This window comes from Bacteroides celer (assembly GCF_002632415.2).
Lineage (GTDB): Bacteria > Bacteroidota > Bacteroidia > Bacteroidales > Bacteroidaceae > Bacteroides.
On sequence record NZ_CP178209.1, the window covers coordinates 2,759,077 to 2,784,504 of the forward strand.

A 25,428-nucleotide genomic window follows, 5' to 3' on the forward strand; every position below is an offset into this window, starting at 1 on the left:
GTTTACATTAATTTTTAAGTAATGAATGTGATGATGGATTCATAATCTGGATGGCACGACGTATATTCTTATATTCCGGTGAAGTACCAAATTCTGCTTCTATGTGATAAGTTCCTACCCCACCTTTACGGAAACCATTTCTAGGCTGCCAACGTGCCATGCCTTCCAAAGATTTCATACTATTCCCATAACGGTCGGTATAGGGATAACCGCCATCCATCGCAGCATCGGTCGCTTCGAAGTTTTCAGTCATTATAGTTCTTCTCGTAATTACCTCTTCGGTCATTACTCCGCCAAAAGTTTCTACCAACCCTGGTCCCCAAACCTTACCATCAATAAGTCGTTTGTCTAAATTTGAATCACTTCCCGGTTTGTAGGCTTGGATAATGAAATAATCAAAGTAAGTTCCAATTTCAGGCTTGGTAGTAATTCTTTGAGGTTCACCATCAATGACCAATAGTCTTCCTGTTCCGGATTTCGGTCCCAGATACTTGCCTAATTCGTCAATAAAGAAAAACAAATGTTCATCTGAATTGACTATATTTCCGGTGTAGGGTCCGGCCACAGGTTCGTAATCTATATCAAATCCATCATAACCATATAGATTTAAAGTATCTACAATCGCTTTTGCATATTTGCGGATTGAAGTTTCTACTGCTTCTATATTACTTTCGTCTGACGGGTATCCCCAAAAATCATTAATAGCTTCCTGTTTACTATTGTATCCCATTTCTTCCCAATTATCCAGTATATTCTGTGGAGTCAGTTTGTCTCCTACACCACCGATAATTGAACAGTATATAATTTTTGTACCTTTCATGTTCTGGCAAAAAGCCATATCCTTACGTTGAGCTTCAGAAAGATTCGTTCCATTATCCCAAATAGAAACAATATCTACGCTATCCGGAATACCAGCTAGAGAGCTTTTCATAAAAGCACCTTCACCACTCCAGCCACCAAACCAGCCAAAGGCAACTTGGTGATCTGTCTGCTTATAGGCACGCAAGGCCGCATAATATTCATCCGATACGATCGATTCGGGAAAAGTTTTTGCTTCCGACTCCGTCCAGTCACTGCAACCGATCAATGAGGTCGTTGCCAGTGATATGAGTACAATGTATAATAAATAAATTTTCTTCATAAAAGTCCTTTTTATGCATTATATAAATTAGATCTTTTTAGCCCACTTTAAGTCAGTAGCTTCATTATCAGCACCGCCAAGTTCTGCTACTCCCAGATCATAATTGGCTTTATTGTTTTGTGCCTCTGTATAAGGGAAGCTTAGACGACGCATACCGCGTTGGCTACTCACTCCACAATCTGATAGATTGTCGATACAAGGATAAAGTTCCGGATAACCTGTACGGCGATATTCAGCCCATGCTTCCAATCCTAATGGATAATTGGCGATCCATTTTTGAGTAATGACACGTTGGAAATTTTTTCCATTTACGTTATCAGCCTCACTGTCATCCCACATCACACTCACTGTATTGGTAATTGTAGCAGTAGCATTTTGCACAGCATCACTTTCATGTGATACGACAGGAGCCTCGTCAATCTTCAAGTATTCAGTGGCTGAAACCTGATATTGTTCCATTGACAAATTAATACCATCTTCGTAATAGGCTTTTGCTGTTTTAGAACCGACATTCCAACCACGCAATTTTCCTTCTGCACGTAAAAAAGCCGTTTCTGCAGCGCAGAAAACCATTAATTTAGAGGTTGCCGTATATGCGGGAATAGAAAATCCTGCAGCGTCTGCCTTTTTAAAATCAGCATCTCCTGTACGCATACCTACATATTTATCTGTTTTCCCGGCAAGGGTAGACTTATTAAAGAACTTCGGCATACGTGGATCGCCATATGCATTCATATAATCTACAATATTTGCATTCACACGCAGATCACCCCAACTTACAGCTGCCAGTTGATATGGATTACTCTGTGTGCCACAAGAAAGCATAGCATTATCCGAATTACTTTCAATCAATCCTGCTTTATGTGTTACTGCTGCTTCAGCTGCCTCTTGAGCAATGCCAGGCCATGTTCCGCTGATTCGCATTGCAACACGTAAGCGCATTGAATTGGCTAGCTTAGCCCAACCTGAATAATTTCCATCAAAAACCGGATCATTGGCCCCCAATGGGGCATTGCCATTTGTTTCTACATAATAGTTGTACAAAACATCAGCTGCATTGGCTAAATCACTTAATATACTGGTATAGACCTGTTCCTGGGTATCATAAGATACATAGAAATTACCCTTCTTTACTTGGCTGTAAGGCATCGGTCCATAACAATCCGCAACGCGAAGCATCGTTATTGCACGTATCATACACGCAAAAGCATAATAATGTCCCGTAGAATTAGTTGCTTCCTGTATTTGGAAAAAGTTTCCATATATTTTTTCAAACGGAGTGTTCCAGGGGGTAGCATTCCAGGCATCACTCTGATTGAATGTGCTGAAGTTTGTACCACTCCATGTGTTAGAACAGCATAGATAGCCACCTAACTGTCCCACCATCTGATCTTGCATTTGAGAGTCATTCTGCTGAATATTCACAATTGTTTCAATCATAGACTTCATCAAAGTCGCAGGGTCTGCATCATGAATTTGATATTGATTCGTATTATACTCCTCAAATTTATCGGTACAACTTCCTGCCAGTAACAACAGAGCGGCACCGACTGTGATATTTCTTAAATATTTTCTCATAACATTAGCTTTTCTTTTAGAATTGAACTTTCACATTAAAACCGAAGTTACGCAAGCTGGGTTGCATAAAGTAGTCTACATTCATATAATAGTTACTGGAGGTAGAGGCAGACAATTCCGGGTCAAATGGGGCTTTACAATAAATCATCCATAAATTACGTCCTACAATACCCAAAGTAACATTCGCCACATTTTTAAACCATCTTTTAGGAAGTGTATAGTTTAGACTCAATTCCTGCAAACGTACATTGGTTGCACTATATAGATAATAACGACCGTAGCCACCTTCACCCGTACCAATAGTCTGGTAATACTTTTGGGCGTTAACTTTGCCGTTATTAATAGGTATACCACCATTATCACGAGCTGTTGCAGATGTTTCGGATACTCCATAATAATCTAAAATACCTTGAGTAGCCGAATAAGCTAATCCGCCTACACGGGCTGATAATACAACTCCTAAATCAATTCCTTTATAAGTGAAATGATTGGTCCATCCGAGGTTGAAATCAGCATCCAGATTACCTACTTTTACCGGAGTGTTTGATGAAGTGATACCCAGATTACCATTCTGATCGACTTTTATATTACCGTTATTGTCTTTTGTCAGCTGGTTGTATACATAGATATCAGTCATGGAACCTCCTTCTGTTAGGATGACGCGAGGAGCTACATTCTCTTTACCTAACCAACCCACATTCATTTCATCCATTTGGATAGCTTCTCCTGTCACGGGATTCACGCTGCCGCTTGCCAGTCGTTTCACCTTGTTACGGTTTAGAGTGAAGGTTGCATTAGAAGACCATCCGAATCCTGCCCATTTATCACTGAATCCTAAAGCTAATTCAATACCCTGATTTTGCACGTTACCAGCTTGTACAATCGCTTGTTTATATCCGGAAGAAGAAGGGATATCTACCTTAAATGTTTGGTTCAGTGTATTAGAACGATAGTAAGTAGCGTCTAAATTAAAACGATTTCCCCAGAATTTCAAGTTCAAACCGATTTCCCAGGATTTAGTCTTTTCAGGTTTCATATTGTCCATCGGATATACGGTCGGATTCGCCCAGTTATGTGTCTGGCTGTTGTATTCGTAACCCGGATTAGTAAGGAAACGATCGAAAGAAGAGGCTACCACTGTATACGAACCGCGTATTTTAGCATAAGAAATCACCTCTGGTAGTTTAACCATTTCTGATAATAAAGCCGATAAACCGACTGACGGATAAAAGAACGATTTTTGTTTGGAGAATGCGAGTTTTGAATCCCAGTCATTACGTCCGGTTACGGTTAGATACAGTTGATTTTTCCAACTTAATTCAGCACTGGCAAAAATACTTTGAATTTCATCTTCATATCCGGTAGGGTCCGGTTTATAGTTGGCGGAGAAATTAATATTGTTGATCTGGAAGAAGTTGGGAATAACCAGGTCACCTGCAATATATAACTGATCCATTGAAGTATGATATATGGAAGCACCAACATTGGCTGTTAAATGAAAATCACCAAATGTTTTATCTATATTAGCCAGGAAATCGGCATATAAAGAACGTTCCTGACGCATGGCATCTTCAAAACCACCGCTTACACCACAGAATGTTGTTAATGTAGAAGCAGATTTTTCGTTTTTATTCCGGTAGTCGGAGTTGTCCAGATTGACACGACCGACAACATTGAGCCAATCTGCAGCCTGCCATTTCAAAGAAGCGTTCATCATATAACGTTTCTTGTTGGAAGTACGGTTGATGCGATTTTGTATCCAATATGGATTTTGTAATGACAAACTTGCATCACCATAAGGCCAATATTGTTCCATATAGCCGTAGTTAGTATTATAACGCTCATACAGACGAATTTCGTCAAAGTTGTCTCCACGAGGGAATAGATACAGTGATGGGAGAGGGTTATAATACTGTCCTTGAGAAACCATGTTTTTGTTGTTCTGAACGATATATTGTGCACCGATATCCAGAGTAAGTTTATCATTCAGGAAATGGGTGGTATTACGTGCCGTAAAATTATAACGGTTATAAGAGTTATTCGGAAGAATTCCACCGGAGTTAGTTGTAGAAGCTGAAAGATAGGTCTGGTTTTTGGTATTTCCTGTAGATAATGCTACCGAATTGATAACATTGGATCCTGTTTCAAAGAAGTCAGATGGGTTATATCGACGGTTTGTCAATTCTCCCCAGCTGAATAATCCGGAACTTGTACCATAACGGTTCTGCATATCCGGCATAATATATGCTTTAGAGAAAGTAGTACTGTTGGATACTGTTATGGTAGTTTTCTCTGTTTGGCCTTTTTTAGTCGTTATTAAAACAACACCATTTGCCGCAGCGGAACCATATAATGCTGCCGCAGAAGGACCGGTCATCATACTAATACTAGCAATATCATCCGGATTTAAGTCAGCAACAGCATCTGATCCTCCCATCTCTCCAAATAATCCTTCGCCACCGCTTTTTCCTGTATTAAAAATAGGTACACCATCAATTACATACAATGCATTGTTATCTTTAGTCAGAGATTTCATACCACGCATAACAACACGAGTGGCACCACCAGCACCGGTTGCACCACTATTAATCTGAACACCGGCAACCTTTCCTGATAGTGAATTCATAAAATTGGCGTCCTTTACAGCTGTCAATTCGTCACCTTTTACCTCTTGTACATTATAACTTAATGCCTTAGTTGCACGCTTGATACCCAATGCAGTAACAACTACTTCGTCCAATACTTGTGTATCTTCTCCTAAGGTGACTTTAAGGGGTTGAGCATTGGCAAGCGTGATTGCTTGGGAGAAACTGTGCATTATTATGATTAGGAAATAAAATTTATGCCACCTTTATTATTTATCAATAAGTAATTGTTCAAAATTAAACGGCATCATGTGTATGATTGTAGTGTCTTGCCTCTACAATTCACCACCACCATATTTTTTCTATCCTTCACCTTTCTTCTGGACTCCCGATAAACAGGACGTTTACGAGTGAAGGGTGACTCTTTCACACACTCTTTCACCTTACTTGGAAAGTAAGCGTCTCCGCGATTCTATATAGTGTATTAAAATAAAAAGGCTAATGATCCCTTTTTAGTCATTAGCCTTTTCCCATCTGTCAGGAAGCAGTTCCCTGTATTTTTCAATTGGTGTGTTCGGTTGCCATTCGGCTGTTCTGTTTATCACATCCGTGAGATACTCAAATAGATTCACTTTATGCATCCTACAAGTGAGTGCTATCGTATAGAGTATGGCGCCTCGTTCGGCCCCCTTATGGCTGCCGAAGAACAATGAGTTTTTTCTTGATAAGGATATGTACCGGTTCATCCGTTCAACCATATTGTTGTCCAGATAAGTGTCACCATAATTAAAGATGTCCACCACTGCATTCCACTCATTGCGAAGATAGGTAATGGCTTCCTGCAGTTCGCTCTTAGGTAACAAATCCCCCCGTTCTTCTATTTCATCAAGCACATCTTTTATTTCTCCGAGTATGTCCGGCGCATACTTTTTTCGATGCATAAGATTCTGTTCTACCGTCCATCCCTCAACCCCAACTTTATGCTTATGCTCGTTTTGATAAAGTGCGTTTATCAGCTCCACGATTCTTTTTGCATCCGGGTCCTTCTCACCGCAATCTATAAATTTCCGTTTTATATGTTGCAAGCACGGGATGCGTGTGATATTGGGATAAGCATCGCTTTCGAGCTTCCGGTAAGGTGAGTAACCATCGCTTTGTATGATACCTTTGCAACTGCCTAATTCGTTAAGAATAACTCTTTCAGACCGGGAGCCGTCATCATAGAGCAAGTATATCATCCTGGTGTTTATGCCGACAACCACCCAAAGGTATCCCTTCCTGACTCCTTTTCCCTTGCTGTTCTTTTCCGGGACGAGTATTTTGTAATAGGTTTCATCGGCTGCCTTATAAGGATCACTCAAAGCTGTCTGCCGGATGCACTTATAAAGATTTTCGAAGAGGCTTGAGGCTTTTTCTATCAACTTATGAGCCGTAGGTTTCTTCAGCGTAAAGCCATGACTCTCGAAGTAGTTGATGATTCTTTCAACAGGTAGCGATTGTATATAACGTAATTCCATCAATCCGGCAATAAATGAACCGTCATAGCTGGAATTCAAGAAGGCCGAAGCCGGTGTTTTTCCCTCAAACAGGCGACCTTCTTGCGTATAGGTGTGTATCTTGTAGACATGCTTGATGAAGCGCATGGGTACACATTCATAGCGGACGCATATTCTGGGAACAGTGGTAAACAACCGGGCCTTATTGATGTCAAAATCGGGATCATCGGGATAAACGACATGTTCTTCTTCCTCCATCTCATAATGCATGTCACGTTTGGCCCCATTGTTCTTTCTTGCTTTACGCTTATCTGCTTTTTCCGCTTCTATCTTCTGCCGCTCTTCTTCGGATATGGCAGATTGGGGAGCCTGTTGCTGTTCGGATGTGTTGGATACAAGTTTGGCGAGTCCCTTAGTAAGGCGCTGTTGCTTGCTAAGAGATTCGCCTTTTTGAAGGAGTGCCTCTTTAAGGGAAGAAACCTCCTTTATCAAAGCATCTATTTGGTCCAAGAGTCTGTTGTTGTCATCTCGTAATCCCTTGATTTGTTCCTTCAATAACTCTATGATCTCATCCTTTTTCATGGCATAAAGATATAAAGAATCAACGAATTGGCCAAATAAACCGGATGATATCTTTAGCACAAATAACTAATAATCAGAATGTTGTATTAGATCCTAAAACGTTTTCTCAACCGTACAGACTTTAATGACACTCCATTTAAGATAAAAGACAAAACCTGATAAGAAATCTCGTAATTGCCTGTATTGTGTTCCTTACAAAGATATGTTTACTGAATTTTATCCGAATTTTCAAACAGTCAAAGAGTCAACAGGAGGGTCTGGATACATCTATGCATGGGCGTCTATTCTTAGAGTAGGCGTAATGATTCGCGTAGCCGATATCTATGGACCTATTCCTTACTCTGAAATGGGAAAAGGAGAATTTCAAGTAGCATATGACGACGTAAAAACACTCTATCATAATATGATTAGTGATTTGACACGTAGTATTGAGGTACTTTCTGCTTTTGTGCAGGAGAATGCAGGAAAAGAGGTTCCGGTTGCTGAATATGATATCATATACAATGGTGATTTCAGCAAATGGATTAAGTATGCCAACTCTTTGAAACTTCGTATGGCAGTACGTATCGCTTCTAATACTGCGGACACGGAATATGCCAAACAAATCATGGCTGAAGCAATTGAGGGAGGAGTTATAGAGTCTAATGGAGATAATGCTTTCTTCCCTGCTATGCCATACAATCCATTTGAGATTGCTTCCGGCTGGGGTGACTTGGCTATTAACGCAACACTTTCCGCATATATGACCGGATATAGTGATCCGCGCATCAGTAAGTATATGAATACTGCGACTTCATACAGAGACTACCGTGGAGTACGTATGGGTATTAGTGATACAAGCAAAGCCGTAGAGGGTAGCGCAGCAAGATATTCTAAACCTGCTTTTACAGCAGATTCCCCTATGCCTGTTTTCTATGCAGCGGAGACTTATTTCTTGAAAGCTGAAGCTGCTCTGCAGGGATGGATTGCTGGTGGAGACGCAGCGGCCAAAAGCTATTACGAACAAGGTATTCAAATGTCAATGAGTCAATATGGTGTAGAGATTGGTGATTATCTTTCAAGCACTGTTGTTCCACAAGGTTACACAGATCGATTGAATTCAAAGAACAATATCTCATTTACCAGCGTGCCCAGTGTTGCATGGGGAGATGGAACTAATAAACTTCAAAAGATTATTACCCAAAAATGGATTGCCAACTATCCGATGGGAATCGAAGCTTGGTGTGATTATCGTCGTACCGGCTATCCCGAATTGTTTACTGCACGTGACAATCTAAGTTCTGCCGGTTATATCGGTGATATTGATAGCAAACGCATGGTACGCCGCTTGCCATATCCTACAACAGAAAAATCCAGTAACTCTGCCAATGTAGAAGCTGCTATTGCAACTATGTTAGGTGGTCCGGACACCGGGTCTACAGATTTATGGTGGGCGAAAAAGAACTGATTTTTAACCTGATAAAACATAGAATATGAAACATATAAAGAAAATGTTAGGATTTGCATTTGCTGCGACATTCTTTGTTGGATGTACGGATGTGGAATCTATTAATGACATAGATTTGAATCAAACAACTAAAACAGATGAATATTATGCTGCTTTGCGTGAATGGAAAGAGACACCGGGACTTCCGCAAGTGTTTGTATGGTTCGACAACTGGACAGGGACTTCTCCTACAGGTGAAAATAGCTTAAGAGGTTTGCCTGATTCTATCACCATTGCGTCCAACTGGGGTGGTCATCCTAAATTTGATTTAACTCCGGAACGAAAAGCTGATATGGAATATGTGCAAAAAGTGAAAGGAACAAAGGTTGTCGTTACTCTCTTTTCTCAAAACATTGGTGATGATCTTCCTGATAAAGAAATTTATCACGAAGCCGGAACCAGTAGTGATCCGGAAAAAGTGAGACCTGCAATCAAAGCCTATGCTGAGGATATTTACAAGGCTTGCCTTGAATGTGGATATGATGGTTATGACTGGGATTATGAACCTGGTGGTGGAATGGGAGTAGGTCCGCTCTGGTCAAATAAAGTTCAGAGAACTATATTTGTAGAGGAACTTTCCTACTGGTTTGGACATGGAGCAATGGATCCCAACCGTGATCGTGGAGATCGCGCTATGCCGGAAAAACGCCTTCTCTTCTTGATTGACGGTGAGGTCGGTATTCGAACAGGTATGGATAAGGAATGGCTGTCATATTATGTAGATTATTTTGTATTGCAGGCTTATGGTGGAATGGCAGACTACAGAATGAAAGGGGTTCTTGACGATATGAGCGATTGGATTCAGCAGGGAATTATTACTCCGGATGAAATCGTTCGTAGAACCATAGCCACTGAAAACTTTGAATCGTATGCAAATACAGGGGGAGGGTTCCTCGGCATGTCAAATTATGTATATAAAACAACGTATACCACCGGTGGAAAATCGTATGAAATAGATCAGTTGATTGGTGGATGCGGGCTTTATCGTGTAGGCTTTGATTATGCACAGGGTAAGGGTGATTATGATGGTTCACCGGAATACTATTTTCTGCGTCAAGGCATTACGAACATATACAAGAATTTCTATAGCCGTATGAATGCTACTGCGAATGAAGAATAATGGTTAAACGAATTTTATAAGAATGAAAATTATGAAATATATCTATTTATCAAGTCTTATGATCGCATTCTCAACAGTCTTTTTTATGGGATGTGAAAATGCTGAATACAAGGCGCAGACAAACAGTCTTTATATAACAGATGCAGCTGATATAGCCACTGCTGCTGCTATCACTATGGATGATGGTGCAGACATTAATGTTGTGGTACGTTTAGCTCAAAAGGTTACGGAAGATGTAGAGGTTGAAATTCAATTTGTTCCCGAATTACTGACCGAATACAATACGATCAGTGGTACAGAATATGAAGTTCTGCCTGCAAACATGCTTCCACAGAATGCTACGGTTACGATTCCGGCAGGTGAAATTAGTGCCAATTATCGGCTTCATGTGAATGATTTTGCAACGAATGGTATTACTTATGCTATTCCCCTTGCATTGGGAAATGTTATCAAAGGTGATGTTACGAAATCAAAAGCTCAAAGCAAATTCATTTATGTATTGGCTAAACCTTTGAATGTTTCTGCTCCTGTATTGCGTGGTAATGCCGGAAATGTATCGACCTTGCCGGCAACAGACTGGGGAATTACGGTAGATGCATGGACATTGGAAGCATGGGTACGTATGGATGGCTACAAAAAGAATAATCAGGCTATTTTCACTTCGGGTAGTGGTGACCATGAAATTTATATTCGTTTTGGAGATGCCAATAAACCTTATAATTATCTGCAGATAAAAACTTTAGGAGGGCAGAAACAAACTGCCAGTGATTTGGAGGTAAATACATGGTATCATTGGGCTTTCGTTTACAACGGAACAACACTCACCATTTATAAAAACGGAAAACAAGAAACATTCTTCGATCCTCCTGCACCAAAAGGTGGAAATGTACGTATTGATTATATGAAGATAGTTGATAGTGGTAGCTATTTCCAAAATAACTGTACTATGAGTCAGGTTCGCTTTTGGAAAGTTGCTCGTACTGAATCGGAAATTGCAAACAATATGTACTTTGAAGTTAATCCAAAGAATCCAAATTTGATTGCCCTCTGGCCAATGGATGAAGGAGAAGGTACTGCCTTTAGAGATGCAACAGGAAATGGGCATGATGCAACTTCTAATGGAGCTCTTCAGAAGTGGGAACATAATATCAGATTTGATAAATAAAATGTGCTAGACAAATAATTTATATGAAAGAGAAGGATATGTCCATTGTGGCATATCCTTTTTCTTTATATGTTAAAGTATTCATAATTTTTTAGAACTTCATTCTCCTGAACTGTATTATAATAAATGCTCGTATAAACTTAAATTCTAACAAACATGAAACATTGGTTATTATCTGTTTTGCTGGTGGTGTGTGGTGCCGTTTCAGCACAAGTAACACTAGTAAAAGATGGAAAGAGTAATGCTCGTATCATTGTGCAGGACAAGATGCCAGATACTAAGACATCAGCGCAACTCTTACAACATTTTCTCTATCATATTTCGAAAAGCAAGCTTCCAATTGAAAATGATAAAACGCCTCGGAAAGGAGATATACTGATTGGCGGTCAAACTCCGCAAACAGTGACGGAAGATGGTTTCTCTATCTCTACTCAAGATGGTATTTTAAGAATATCAGGAAAAGAAAAAGGAGTTGTATATGGAGTTGTCACTTTGTTGGAACAATATCTGGGAGTTGATTATTGGGGAGAGAATGAATACTCTTTTACTCCTCAAAAGACGGTGATTTTGCCTTTAATTAATAAAGTCGAAAACCCGGGCTTTCGTTACCGTCAGACACAATGTTATGCTATCCATACAGACTCTATTTATAAGTGGTGGAATCGTTTAGAGGAACCGAATGAAGTGTTTGCTGCCGGTTATTGGGTGCATACTTTTGATAAGCTTCTGCCTTCATCTATTTATGGGAAAGAACATCCGGAATATTATTCTTACTTCAAAGGAAAACGCCACCCGGGAAAGGCCAGTCAGTGGTGTTTGAGTAATCCGGAGGTTTTCGAGATTGTTGCTCAACGTGTTGATTCTATTTTCAAAGCAAATCCAGATAAACATATCATGTCTGTAAGTCAGAATGATGGTAATTATACAAATTGTACGTGTGATGCTTGTAAGGCAATTGATGATTATGAAGGAGCATTATCAGGAAGTATCATCACTTTTCTGAATAAGTTGGCTGCCCGTTTCCCGGATAAAGAATTTTCCACATTGGCTTATCTATATACGATGAATCCTCCGAAACATGTGAAACCTTTGCCGAATGTGAATATTATGTTGTGTGATATTGACTGTGACCGTGAAGTAACTTTGACGGAGAATGCTTCGGGAAAAGAGTTTGTGAAAGCCATGGAAGGATGGTCTAAGATTACCAATAATATTTTCGTGTGGGATTACGGTATTAACTTTGATAATTATCTGGCTCCATTTCCTAATTTCCATATTTTACAGGACAATATCCGTCTTTTCAAAAAGAATCATGCCACCATGCATTTCTCTCAAATTGCAGGGAGCAGGGGAGGAGATTTTGCAGAACTTCGCGCTTATTTAGTGTCAAAGTTGATGTGGAATCCCGAAGTTAATGTAGACTCATTGATGCAACATTTTCTACATGGATATTATGGTGAAGCAGCGCCATATCTTTATCAGTACATAAAGATAATGGAAGGCGCATTAATTGGTAGTGGACAGAGGTTGTGGATATATGATTCACCCGTATCACATAAATATGGCATGCTAAAGCCTGCTTTGATGCGTCGTTATAATCATTTATTTGATTTGGCTGAAAAGGCTGTTACAGCAGAACCAGATTTCTTAAAACGAGTTCAACGGGCACGCCTGCCAATTCAGTATTCAGAACTGGAGATTGCACGAACAGAGACAGAAAAAGATTTAGTAGATATCAATAAAAAGTTAGACCTTTTTGAGGAACGCGTGAAAGAGTTTCAAGTTCCTACATTGAATGAGCGTTCCAATTCACCGGTAGACTATTGCAAATTGTATCGCGAACGTTACATGCCGCAGAAAGAAAGAAGTTTAGCTTTGGGTGCAAAAGTTACTTATCTAATTCCTCCTACCGGAAAATATGCGGCATTAGGAAAGAACGCATTGGTTGACGGTTTGTTTGGTGGAGCAACCTTTGTTGATAGCTGGATTGGTTGGGAAGGAACCGATGGTGCATTCGTTATAGATTTGGGCGAAGCGAAAAAGAGACATAGTGTGGAAACAGATTTTCTTCATCAAATAGGGGCCTGGATTCTTTTTCCTCTAAAGGTGGTTTATTCATACGCTGATGACGGTGAACATTATACGCATTGGAAAACGATTGATTTACCGGAAGAACGTACCGGTGAGGTAAAATTCCGTGGAGTCAAGGCTGAATCAGCTGAACCGATAAAAACTCGTTATGTAAAAGTAGAAGTCACTGGAACGAAAGAATGTCCGACTTGGCATTATGGTGTAGGCCATCCTTCGTGGTTCTTTATAGACGAAGTGATAATAAAATAAAAAAAGTAGGGGGGAGACGTTAGTAGTTTCCCCCTTTTAGTTGTATTATATATAGATGGGTCAGAAAAATGAATTTTTTCATCTATATACTATGATTTATGCAACAGAATAAAACTGCTTCTCAACGAAAAACTATTAACCCGGCTTGCTGGGTACCTACTGCTTATTTTGCAATGGGACTTCCCTTTATTGCTATTAATCTGGTTTCTGTTTTCATGTTTAAGGATCTTGGAATTTCGGATACGCAAATTGCATTCTGGACTTCTCTGATTATGATGCCTTGGACACTGAAATTTTTGTGGAGTCCTTTTCTTGAAATGTATCGGACGAAAAAATTCTTCGTATTGATTACAGAATTATTGAGTGGTGTATTGTTTGGAATAGTAGCCTTTTCTTTGTTTTTCGATTACTTTTTCGCCATAAGTATCTCTACGATGGCAGTGATTGCTTTTAGTGGAGCAACGCACGATATTGCTTGTGATGGTGTATATATGGCTGAATTGAACAAAGAAGATCAGGCAAAATATATCGGAGTGCAGGGTGCCTTCTATAATGTAGCCAAATTGGTTGCTAATGGAGGATTAGTTGCTATGGCAGGAGCATTGGCAGAGCACTTCGGAGCAATAGAAGGTGCTTCGATAGATGCTAACAAAGGAGCGTATTCATCTGCATGGATGATTATTTTCAGCGTAATTGCGGCAATAATGGTACTGATCGGTATTTATCATATAAAAATGTTACCTTCTACACAGGTTCCGTCAACAACGAAGAAAACAGCATCAGAAGTTGGGCACGAACTGGTAGCAGTCATTGCTAACTTCTTTACTAAAAAGCATATTCTCTACTATATCTGTTTTATTATTTTATATCGTTTGGCAGAAGGCTTTATCATGAAAATAGCTCCGCTGTTTTTACGTGCTTCAAGGGATGTAGGCGGCTTAGGACTGTCGTTGACAGAGATCGGCACGCTAAATGGTATCTTTGGTTCCGCTGCTTTCGTTTTAGGCTCATTGTTAGCAGGTATTTATGTCTCTAAGTTCGGATTGAAAAAGACACTATTTACTCTCTGCTGTATTTTTAATCTTCCGTTTGTAGCCTATACTTTTTTGGCAGTTGCACAGCCTACTAATGTATATCTGATCGGAACTTGTATAACAATGGAATATTTTGGTTATGGCTTTGGTTTTGTCGGACTGACGTTGTTTATGATGCAACAGATTGCTCCAGGCAAACATCAAATGTCACATTACGCATTTGCTTCAGGAATCATGAATCTGGGAGTGATGCTTCCGGGAATGGTTAGTGGTTATCTTAGTGACTTATTAGGATATCGTAATTTCTTTATCTATGTGTTAATTGCAACTATTCCAGCTTTTCTGATTACTTATTTTATACCTTTCACGTATGATGACTCAAAAAATAAATAATATAAAATCAACGATTATGAATAAAATTCAAATTCCTTGGGAAGATCGTCCTGTCGGATGTACGGACGTTATGTGGCGTTACTCACAAAATCCAGTTATCGGACGTTATCATATTCCTTCATCTAATAGTATTTTCAATAGTGCTGTTGTTCCTTTTGAGGATGGTTTTGCAGGCGTATTCCGTTGTGATAACAAAGCTGTACAGATGAATATCTTTGCAGGTTTTAGTAAGGACGGAATTCATTGGGATATCAATCATGAACCTATTCAGTTTAAAGCAGGTAACACGGAAATGATCGAGTCGGAATATAAATACGACCCTCGTGTTACATGGATTGAAGACCGCTATTGGGTGACTTGGTGTAATGGTTATCATGGCCCTACGATTGGTATTGCCTATACTTTTGACTTTAAGGAGTTTTTCCAGTGCGAGAATGCTTTCTTGCCTTTCAATCGTAATGGTGTACTTTTTCCGCAGAAGATCGATGGCAAGTATGCGATGTTGAGTCGTCCCAGTGATAATGGACATACTCCGTTTGGCGATATATACATCAGCTATAGCCCGGATATGAAATATTGGGGTGAACACCGTTGTGTAATGAAAGTGACTCCTTTCCCGGAAAGCGCTTGGCAGTGTACAAAGATTGGTGCAGGTTCAGTTCCTTTCCTTACAGATGAAGGCTGGTTGCTGTTCTATCATGGTGTAATCACTACTTGTAATGGTTTCCGTTACGCTATGGGAGCTGCCATATTGGATAAAGATCATCCGGAAAAAGTTCTTTATCGTACACGTGAATATCTGATAGGTCCGGCTGCTCCTTACGAACTTCAGGGTGACGTTCCTAATGTAGTATTCCCCTGTGCTGCTTTGCAAGATGGTGAACGTGTTGCTGTTTATTATGGTGCGGCAGATACTGTGGTAGGTATGGCCTTCGGATATATAAAAGAGATTATCGATTTTACGAAACGAACGAGTATCATTTAATAAAGATATGAAACGTATTATATTAACTTACACACTTGCTTTTTCCCTTCTTTCCGCATCTGCGGGGGAAGGGGGAAGCCCTCCCCTTAAAAATACGGATAAAAGTCTTTTGATAGATTATGTGGATCCTTTTATCGGAACTACAAATTTCGGAACGACCAATCCGGGAGCAATTTGTCCAAATGGTATGATGTCTGTGGTTCCTTTCAATGTGATGGGATCTTCCGAAAACACATACGATAAAGATGCCCGATGGTGGTCTACGCCTTATGAATATACAAATTGTTTCTTTACCGGATATGCTCATGTGAATTTGAGTGGAGTCGGTTGTCCGGAATTAGGTTCTTTATTATTGATGCCTACTACCGGAGAACTGAATGTGGATTATAAAGAATATGGTAGTAAGTATAAGGATGAACAGGCCTCACCGGGCTATTATTCTAATTATCTGACTAAATATAATGTAAAAACAGAAGTTTCGGCTACTCCGCGTAGCGGTATTGCCCGGTTTACTTTCCCGAAAGGAAAAAGCCATATCCTGCTGAATCTGGGGGAGGGATTAACGAATGAGAGTGGCGCTATGCTTCGTCGTGTAAGCGATAGCGAAGTGGAAGGAGTCAAACTACTTGGTACATTTTGTTATAATCCTCAAGCTGTATTCCCCATTTACTTTGTATTACGGGTTAAAAAGAACCCTTCTGCAACAGGGTATTGGAAGAAACAACGTGCGATGACGGGTGTTGAGGCTGAATGGGATCCGGATCAGGGAAAGTATAAACTTTATACTCGCTACGGAAAAGAAATAGCAGGAGATGACATCGGTACTTATTTCTCCTTCGACACAGAAGAAGGTGAACAAGTAGAAGTACAAATGGGAGTTTCTTTTGTAAGTATAGAAAATGCCCGGTTGAATCTGGATCGTGAACAGGCTGGAAAGAATTTCGAGCAGATTCATGCTGAAGCACGCTCCAAATGGAATGATGACTTGTCACGCATAACTGTAGAAGGTGGTACGGATGCTCAAAAAACTGTATTTTACACAGCACTTTACCATTTGCTGATTCATCCTAATATTTTGCAGGATGTAAACGGAGAATATCCGGCAATGGAAAGTGATAAGATTCTGACAACAAAAGGAGATCGCTATACTGTCTTTTCTCTTTGGGATACTTACCGCAATGTTCATCAATTGTTGACTTTGGTTTATCCGGAACGTCAGATGGAAATGGTACGTACAATGCTCGATATGTATCGCGAACATGGATGGTTGCCTAAATGGGAATTATATGGCAGGGAAACATTGACAATGGAAGGTGATCCGAGTATTCCGGTAATTGTAGATACCTGGATGAAAGGTTTGCGTGATTTTGATGTTGATCTGGCTTATGAAGCAATGTACAAATCTGCTACATTACCCGGAGCGGAAAACTTGATGCGTCCCGATAATGATGATTATATGTCCAAGGGATATGTGCCTCTTCGCGAACAGTATGACAATTCCGTATCTCATGCATTGGAATATTATATTGCTGATTTTGCGTTATCTCGCTTTGCAGAGGCTTTGGGTAAAAAGAAAGATGCAGAGATGTTCTACAAGCGTTCTCTGGGATACAAACATTATTATAGTAAAGAATTTGGAACTTTCCGTCCGATTCTTCCGGATGGAACTTTTTACAGTCCGTTTAATCCGAGACAAGGAGAGAACTTTGAACCGAATCCCGGTTTCCATGAAGGTAATTCCTGGAATTATACATTCTATGTGCCACATGATGTATATGGTTTGGCAAAACTAATGGGTGGGAAGAAACCTTTTATTGATAAGCTACAAATGGTTTTTGACGAAGGGCTTTATGACCCGGCAAATGAACCGGATATTGCTTATGCCTATTTATTCTCATACTTTAAAGGTGAAGAATGGCGCACACAGAAAGAGACGCAACGTTTAATAGACAAGTATTTTACTACCAAACCTGATGGTATTCCAGGAAACGATGATACGGGAACGATGTCTTCCTGGGCTATTTTCAATATGATTGGTTTTTATCCTGATTGTCCCGGACTACCCGAATATACATTGACGACTCCGGTTTTTAATAAGGTAACGATTCGGTTAGATCCGAAATGGTATAAAGAGAAAGAGCTAATAATTGAAACTAATCGCACTCAACCAGGAACTTTATATATTGATAAGGTACTGTTGAATGGTCAAAAGTTTAATAAATATCATATTACACATGATGAACTTGTTCACGGCAAATATTTAAAATTTGAATTGAAATAACACACAGTGTTTCATAGGTATCGTTTTTGGGTTGACAGGGCTGTCGGACTTCTTATGGTCCGGCAGCCCATTTTTTTACATTTACTTTTATTGTTACTTCTCGGAAAATAGCGACACTATATGCTCGGGATAGTGACGGTATCCGGCTAAAATAGCGTCACTATTTCTCCCGGATACCGTCATTATCTTATTTTCATTAGACTATACTCTGCCACATTTATAGTTATTCTCTGTTTTATAGGTGATTACAAAAATCTCTTTCATACGTCTACTATGTAAATTGTAGGCAATAAGATGAAAACAAGAAGAAATTTATTCAAACATATCCTTTGGATATTAATACTTGCAGAGTGTTTCCCTCTATTAGCGATTGCCGGATCGCAGCAAAAGGAACAACGTTATAAAATAGCTGTATGTGACTGGATGATTCTGAAACGTCAGAAAATCGGTTCATTCCAATTGGTACATGAATTGAATGGTGACGGTGTAGAATTGGATATGGGTGGTCTTGGCAAGAGGGAAATGTTTGATAACAAATTGCGTGAACCTCATTTCCAACAGTTATTCCGTGAGGCTGCTCAAAAATATCAATTAGAAGTTCCTTCGGTTGCCATGTCCGGTTTTTATGGGCAGTCTTTTCTGGAGCGGGCTAACTATAAAGATTTAGTTCAGGATTGCCTTCATGCCATGAAAGTGATGAATGCCAAAGTAGCCTTTCTTCCTTTGGGAGGAATCAAAGCCGGATGGGAAAAGAGTCCGTCACTACGAGCAGAAGTTGTCAGACGCTTGAAGGAGGTAGGAGAGTTGGCAGCTTCCGAAGGAGTGGTGATTGGTATTGAAACTCAACTGGATGCAAAAGGGGAGGTGAAACTGCTGAAAGAAATTGGTTCTTCCGGAATCCGGATTTATTTTAAATTTCAAAATGCGTTGGAGAATGGAAGGGATTTGTGCAAGGAGTTGAAGATTCTGGGGAAAAAGAGGATTTGCCAGATTCACTGTACGGATACGGACGGAGTTACCTTGCCTTTCAATAAGCGTCTGGACATGAATAAGGTGAAAAAGACGCTCGATAAGATGGGATGGAACGGATGGCTGGTCGTGGAGCGTTCGCGGGATAAGGATGACGTACGGAACGTGAGGAAGAATTATGGGACGAATATTGAATACTTGAAAAAAGTGTTTCAGTAATGGTTATATCAACAATATTCTGCGTACCTTTGTTCCTATAAAAGAAAATAGGAAAGGAGAGAACTCTATGGCTACAAGTAACTATATCCGTTTTGATTGGGCAATGAAGCGCTTATTACGTAATAAGGCTAATTTTTCTGTATTGGAAGGTTTTCTGACCACTCTTCTGAATGAAAAGATAGTCATTCAGAAACTCTTGGAAAGTGAAAGCAATCAAGAGGATGAGTTCGACAAATACAATCGTGTGGATATGCTTGCCGAAAACTCAAAAGGTGAGTTGATTCTCATTGAAGTTCAGAATAATAATGAATATGCCTACTTCCAGCGAATGTTATTTGGAACTTCAAAGTTGGTGACGGAGTATATCAATAGAGGAGAAGGGTATGATAAAGTCCGCAAAATATATAGCGTGAATATCGTATATTTTTCTTTAGGCAATGGTAAGGATATAGTCTATCATGGCAAGACTGAATTTCGTGGCATACATCAGCATGATATATTAGAATTGACCCCATTCCAAAAACAAACTTTTAAGGTCGATACCGTAAGCCAGCTCTATCCGGAATATTATATACTAAAGGTAAATGATTTCAATCAGATAGCTAAAAGTCCGCTGGAAGAGTGGATCTATTATTTGAATACGGGTGACATACCGGATTCCGCTACGGCTCCGGGACTGGACGAAGCACGTTCCCGCTTAAAATTGGATCGAATGAATAAGGCAGAACTGGATGCATATTACCGTCATTTGGATAATATTGTTATTCTTCGCGATAATATATTCACGGAACGCGCTGAAGGACGCGCTGAAGGACGTGAAGAAGGACGTGAAGAAGGACGTGAAGAGGGCAAACGGAAAGAGCAGATTAAAATTGCCCGGCAAATGATGTCGGATGGTATGCCGATGGATGTAGTCTTTAGATATACGGGAATTTCTGAAAAGGATTTGAACGAGTAATGACATAGAATAGAACTGATTTTCTGTAAAATATTGAAGAAAAGGTAAAGTGCCTCCCAAAACTTTCTTGTCTGACTTTTGGGAGGCACTTTGTCAATGTGTACACCTTCTTTTAGTCTTGGATATAGAGCTTCATGGAATAATGATGAGCGGATTCGGAAAATTAAAAAAAAAGATAATTCTTTTTTTTTATCTTTTAAGTGATTACATGATATTTATTCATTCGTCTTAGATATATCAATCTAAAAGATACTAATTTTTAGATTGATTAAAATCTATTGTTTAATTTAAATTTAATGTATGAAAAAGAATTGCAGTTTTTTGCGAAGGGGGACAAGCAGGCTGCTGCTTGTCATGTCGCTATTCTGGTTCAATGGCTGTACCATAGGATACCACGACAACGAAATCTTTGAATCAGATGTGAAGAATTCGACATTGAAATCTCCCACATTGGAAGATGTGGATGTTTCTATTGATGCTGCCGGGGAGGTCGTCACAGTTGAGTGGGCGGTGGTTCATGGGGCAGAAGGTTATGAATTTTCCTGGTATAACGTAGATGATCCGAACAATCCGCTACCTATAGTAGAAAATGAGTTTGTAGATGGATGCCGTATTCAACTGAACGTTTTGGAAGATACCAATTACAAATTCCTGATAAGAACGATTGGTAGCAAGAATTTTAATAACAAGGATGCGGAAAGTGCCTGTGAAATTAATTATTCCACTCTTGTCGAAACTTATAAGTCCATTCCTAACGGGGCGGACTTGGCAACGTGGTTTGCGGAGAATCCTCTTCCGGAGACGGATGAAACTCCGAATGAGGACGGCACGTTGAAGGAACTGGCTTATGAACTTGAACCCGGAGGAGAATATACGGTTTCTGCTCCTGTCGATTTGGGAGCGCGTAAGGTCACTCTTCGTGGTAGTAAGGTAAACCGTGCCAAAGTGACTTTGGGCGAATCTGGAAGATTTGAGACACAGAATGGCTTGAAATTAAAGTTTATGAACATCTTTTGCGGTGCACAAGATAAGGATAATTCCTCATCTTCACTGATAGCGTTGAGTACGACTCCTAACGAGGCATTGAAAGTAGCGTCCGGTGAATATGTAATCAAAGAACCTATTGTTTTGCAAAACTGCAATATCTATGATGTCAACCGGCATTTGTTTTATGATTCCAGTAAAAAGTATTGTGTGGAAAACTTGACCGTAAAAGGCTGTTACGTCAGATTCAATCAGTCGAACACATTGGTACTTTTTAAATCGGGCAGCTATATCAATATGACATTTAAAGAAAGCACGATGTATAGTACGGTACAAAATGGCAGTTATTTTGCGCAGGTGAACGGAAACAGGCCGAATAAGATTACGGGATATTCTACCGCTACGTTCGCTTTCGAAAGTTGCACGTTACATAACATTGCTTACAGTAAGGACTTTACCAACTGGAACAGTTATAGAGGACAGTCTGTCGTTACGCTTAAATTCTTCAAGAATATTTTTGTTGATTGCGGAAGGGGAGACATGACGAACAAGATTATGGGGAATGCCAATATGGGTAGAGAATTTGAGTATAACACTTATTGGTATAATGGCGTTCGCAGCAATGACAAGTATGACACGAACGCATTGGGAACAGATCCGGCTTTCACGGATGCCGCCAATGGTAACTTTACCGTGAACGGAACGGAGCAACTTGAGAAGAGAACGGGCGATCCTCGTTGGCTTCCGATTGTTGAAGAGTGATGATAGAGAAAATGTGACAATATGAAATAAAAAAGAAAAATGAGTAAGAAAAATATATTTCTCGGTTTGTGCATGGGCGTACTGCTGCTGTTTGCTTTGCCGTTGCACGCACAGAATCAAACGGTCACGGGAGTTGTCGTAGACGCCAGTGGCGATCCCGTCATAGGGGCTTCCATTCAAGTGGTGAATGGAACGAACGGTACGATTACAAACATCGATGGAAAGTTCAGTATAAAGGTTGCTCCGAAGAGCAAGCTGAAGGTTTCGTTTATCGGATATACTTCGCAGGTTATTTCCAATCTCAATAATCCGAAGATTATACTGGCGGAAGACCAGTTGAAACTGGACGAGGTTGTGGTGTTGGGAGACTATGGTTCGCAGAAATTGCGTAATGCTACGGGTGCCATTGAAACTATTTCGTCGGAAGAGTTGAAGGATATGTCGGTAGGTAGTCTGGGAGATGCGCTGATTGGTAAGTTCAACGGCCTGCATGTTTCCGCGAGCGGGGGACGACCGGGAAGTACGCCTAGCCTGCAGATTCGCCAGAGTGATGTTAACACGGGGCTGACTCCGAGTGGTGATTTGGGTGGCGATGCCAGTCCTAAACCGTTGTATGTCATTGACGGCTTTATCTCAGGTGAGAGTGCTTTCAATAATTTGGATGTAAATGAGGTGGAGAGCGTGACTGTCCTGAAAGATGCAGCAGCTGCTGTTTATGGAGCGCGTGCCGCTTACGGTGTAGTGTTGGTGAAGACGAAGCAAGGCAAGGCGGGCACGCCTAAGATTTCCTATTCGGGACAGTTCGGCTATACGGATGCTCTGAAATTGCCAGAGATGCTGAATGCCTATGATTATGGGCGCATTTACAATGCTGCCCGCGCAGCTAATACGTCGACGAAGGACCAGGAGTCGGACGACTTGCGGTTGCAACTTTTCCAGGCGGATGAGTTGGAGGCGATGAAGAACATCAATTATAATTTGTTGGATAAGGAATGGAGTGCGGCATTGACGCAGCGTCATGGCGTGAATATCAGTGGCGGTACGGAGAAAGCCACTTATTTTGGTGGTGTTTCTTATTATCAGCAAGAGGGTAATATCGGTCGTCTGGATTATAACCGCTGGAATTACCGTGCAGGGGTGAACGCCAATATCTCTAAATGGATGAAGGCTTCTTTGCAGGTCTCCGGGAATTACGGTGAGACGAATAAGCCCAAGAACGTGAAGGGCGGTGGCTCCGACGGTGATTTTGAATCGTTGATGACGCATGTGCCTTATGTGCCTGACGAGGTGAATGGTTACTATATTTTCCATTCGGGGATGGAGAACATCACCAATCCGAGTGACCAGCAGAAGTATAATTTCGCAGCAGTGCAGAATGCTTCGGACAATGTAGAAACCCAGAACCAAAATTTCTCGATGAATGCTGCTTTGGAATATGATTTTGGATGGAGCAAGTACTTGCGGGGATTGAAGATTAAAGCTTCCTATTCAAAAAACATCAGTACGGGAAAAACGAACAGCATCGGTACTAAGATGGATGTATACCGGCTCATGACACGCGGTGGAAGTGGCGGTCACCTTTATACGGGGGATGACGTGGTATATGATGCCACTACGTTGGGGCTTTATGAGTTGAACAATGGTAATACGCTGTCTCGTAGCATGAACCGTGCGGACAGCTATCAGATGAACTTGACGGTGAGTTATGCCCGCCAGTTCGGCAAGCATTACGTGAGCGGCCTGTTTTCCATCGAGAGGGCGGAGTCGGAGATGGAAGATTTGGCGGGTAGCCTTACAGACCCGTTGCCGTTTACGGACGGGCAGTCCAATTCTGTAGATACGAATGCTGACGGTTTTGCGCAGACGACGACTTTCGGGCGTACCGAATCGGGGATGCTTTCTTACGTGGGACGTTTGAATTACTCGTATGATGACAAGTATTTGTTTGAGTTCATGCTCCGTTCGGATGCTTCCGCCAAGTTCGCACCCTCGAATTATTGGGGATTGTTCCCGTCTTGGTCTGCCGGTTGGGTGATTTCGGACGAAAGTTGGTTTGATAAGGAAAAAACGAAAATAGACTTCCTGAAGATACGCGGATCGTTCGGTATCTTGGGTAAGGACAACGTGAAGGCTTGGCTTTGGACACAGCTTTACGGACGCAACGCAGATAAGGGACCGATTTTCGGCACCAGTTCGAGCACGGACACCAGTTCTACCATCCGTATGCCGAAACAGGGCGTGAACCCTGACGTGCATTGGGACAAGACGTATAAGACGAATTTCGGTATCGACATGTCTTTCCTGAAGAGCCGTTTGAGCGCAAACCTGGATTTCTATTATGACATGGGACGTGAGATGTTCGCTTCTCATCAGGGCACTTCTTATTATCCCAATACGGTGGGAATACAACCTGCCCCCGAGAATTTCGGTGAAATCGACACGTATGGCGTGGAACTTTCGCTGGGCTGGAAGGACAAGATTGGAAAGGATATGTCTTATTGGGTGAAACTTTCTACGGGCTATAGCGACAACAAGATCCGGGAAACCGGTTGGAAAGCCGCTTACGACTTTGACAAGCTGGTGAAGGACGAGCGTGCCGACAGGGGACTCTGGGGATATGAATGTCTGGGCATGTTCCGCAGTTATCAGGAGATTCAGGAATACTTCGACAAATATCACATCACGAAGTATCTGAATAATACGATTGAAAATGTACATCCGGGTATGCTGATTTATAAAAACGTGCGCGGACAGTATGACGAGTCGACTGGTACATTCGGACCTGCGGACGGAGTGGTGGATGCCCAGGATTATATCGAAATTTCCCACCGTTCGAGCAACCCTTACGGAGCTACGATGAACTTAGGATTCTCTTGGAAAGATTTCTCCATCAGCGCACAGTTCACCGCCAGCTGGGGAGCATACGCCTTGGTTTCTTCCTCAATGACGAAGGAGAGCTACTCCGAATATAGCAACGTGTCCGCCATGTGGAAAGACATGTTTGTGTATCAAGACATCTACGATGCCAACAATGTGGTGACTGTGGCGCAGAACCGCAATGCCAAATATCCTAATATCCGCTATAGTGGTGTGAATGGTGCTCCTTCCACTTTCTGGAAAGTGAGTGCCGCCACGATGGATCTTCGCAACGTGACAGTGGCTTACGATTTGCCCAAAGAGTGGTTGCGTCTGATAGGAATCAGCAGTGCACGCCTCAATCTCACGTGCCAGAATGCACTTCAGTTCCTCAACCCTTATCCCGAACACGCGTGGGCATCATGGGCTGGAAGCTACGGGTATTATCCCAATCTGCGTAAGTTCACGCTGGGTGTCAATGTTTCATTCTAATA

General features: G+C 41.0%; 15 protein-coding genes and 1 pseudogene. 11 read left to right on the top strand and 5 right to left on the bottom strand.

The annotated features are described in order from the left end of the window. Positions 1-7 precede the first annotated feature (7 nt). From CJF29_RS11140 to CJF29_RS11160, 5 genes and pseudogenes are all read right to left on the bottom strand, one after another. On the bottom strand, positions 8-1,141 hold the full coding sequence (locus CJF29_RS11140; RefSeq protein ID WP_074560396.1) for a glycoside hydrolase family 18: 1,134 nt from the start codon (positions 1,139-1,141) through the stop codon (positions 8-10). Positions 1,142-1,168: 27 nt separating this feature from the next. Continuing rightward, positions 1,169-2,719, bottom strand: coding sequence for a SusD/RagB family nutrient-binding outer membrane lipoprotein (locus CJF29_RS11145; RefSeq protein ID WP_074560399.1), 1,551 nt, complete (start codon positions 2,717-2,719; stop codon positions 1,169-1,171). A gap of 16 nt (positions 2,720-2,735) precedes the next feature. Beyond that, positions 2,736-5,537 (bottom strand): SusC/RagA family TonB-linked outer membrane protein, encoded by a 2,802-nt coding sequence (locus CJF29_RS11150; RefSeq protein WP_074560402.1) that lies wholly within the window; start codon positions 5,535-5,537, stop codon positions 2,736-2,738. Positions 5,538-5,816: 279 nt separating this feature from the next. Beyond that, entirely contained in the window at positions 5,817-7,382 is a 1,566-nt protein-coding gene (gene tnpC, locus CJF29_RS11155) for an IS66 family transposase (protein ID WP_121765588.1), read from the bottom strand. 86 nt (positions 7,383-7,468) lie between these two features. Beyond that, positions 7,469-7,567, bottom strand: a pseudogene (locus tag CJF29_RS11160) (IS66 family insertion sequence element accessory protein TnpB); the annotation flags it as partial. 17 nt (positions 7,568-7,584) lie between these two features. Here CJF29_RS11160 and CJF29_RS11165 point away from each other — a divergent pair. From CJF29_RS11165 to CJF29_RS11215, 11 genes are all read left to right on the top strand, one after another. After that, the gene (locus tag CJF29_RS11165) at positions 7,585-8,829 is read left to right on the top strand and encodes a SusD/RagB family nutrient-binding outer membrane lipoprotein (protein WP_254780832.1); all 1,245 of its coding nucleotides are present in this window, start codon (positions 7,585-7,587) and stop codon (positions 8,827-8,829) included. 25 nt (positions 8,830-8,854) lie between these two features. After that, positions 8,855-9,988, top strand: coding sequence for a glycoside hydrolase family 18 (locus CJF29_RS11170; protein WP_008999515.1), 1,134 nt, complete (start codon positions 8,855-8,857; stop codon positions 9,986-9,988). A gap of 85 nt (positions 9,989-10,073) precedes the next feature. Continuing rightward, the gene (locus tag CJF29_RS11175; RefSeq protein ID WP_413544543.1) at positions 10,074-11,153 is read left to right on the top strand and encodes a DUF1735 and LamG domain-containing protein; all 1,080 of its coding nucleotides are present in this window, start codon (positions 10,074-10,076) and stop codon (positions 11,151-11,153) included. 156 nt (positions 11,154-11,309) lie between these two features. Continuing rightward, entirely contained in the window at positions 11,310-13,493 is a 2,184-nt protein-coding gene (locus CJF29_RS11180) for a DUF4838 domain-containing protein (RefSeq protein ID WP_099146880.1), read from the top strand. 98 nt (positions 13,494-13,591) lie between these two features. After that, the gene (locus CJF29_RS11185; RefSeq protein WP_032844745.1) at positions 13,592-14,920 is read left to right on the top strand and encodes an MFS transporter; all 1,329 of its coding nucleotides are present in this window, start codon (positions 13,592-13,594) and stop codon (positions 14,918-14,920) included. Positions 14,921-14,936: 16 nt separating this feature from the next. Continuing rightward, the gene (locus tag CJF29_RS11190; RefSeq protein WP_004318517.1) at positions 14,937-15,905 is read left to right on the top strand and encodes a 1,4-beta-mannosyl-N-acetylglucosamine phosphorylase; all 969 of its coding nucleotides are present in this window, start codon (positions 14,937-14,939) and stop codon (positions 15,903-15,905) included. Between the two features lie 7 nt (positions 15,906-15,912). Next, positions 15,913-18,186 carry a GH92 family glycosyl hydrolase gene (locus CJF29_RS11195; protein ID WP_099146881.1) on the top strand — a complete coding sequence of 758 codons (2,274 nt, stop codon included), beginning with the start codon at positions 15,913-15,915 and terminating at the stop codon, positions 18,184-18,186. 294 nt (positions 18,187-18,480) lie between these two features. Then, positions 18,481-19,374: a sugar phosphate isomerase/epimerase family protein gene (locus CJF29_RS11200; protein ID WP_099146882.1), complete on the top strand. Its 894-nt coding sequence runs from the start codon at positions 18,481-18,483 to the stop codon at positions 19,372-19,374. A gap of 67 nt (positions 19,375-19,441) precedes the next feature. Then, the gene (locus CJF29_RS11205; protein WP_099146883.1) at positions 19,442-20,332 is read left to right on the top strand and encodes an Rpn family recombination-promoting nuclease/putative transposase; all 891 of its coding nucleotides are present in this window, start codon (positions 19,442-19,444) and stop codon (positions 20,330-20,332) included. 300 nt (positions 20,333-20,632) lie between these two features. Beyond that, entirely contained in the window at positions 20,633-22,078 is a 1,446-nt protein-coding gene (locus CJF29_RS11210) for a DUF4992 family lipoprotein (protein WP_099146884.1), read from the top strand. A gap of 39 nt (positions 22,079-22,117) precedes the next feature. Next, on the top strand, positions 22,118-25,426 hold the full coding sequence (locus tag CJF29_RS11215) for a SusC/RagA family TonB-linked outer membrane protein (RefSeq protein WP_099146885.1): 3,309 nt from the start codon (positions 22,118-22,120) through the stop codon (positions 25,424-25,426). Positions 25,427-25,428: the final 2 nt, after the last annotated feature.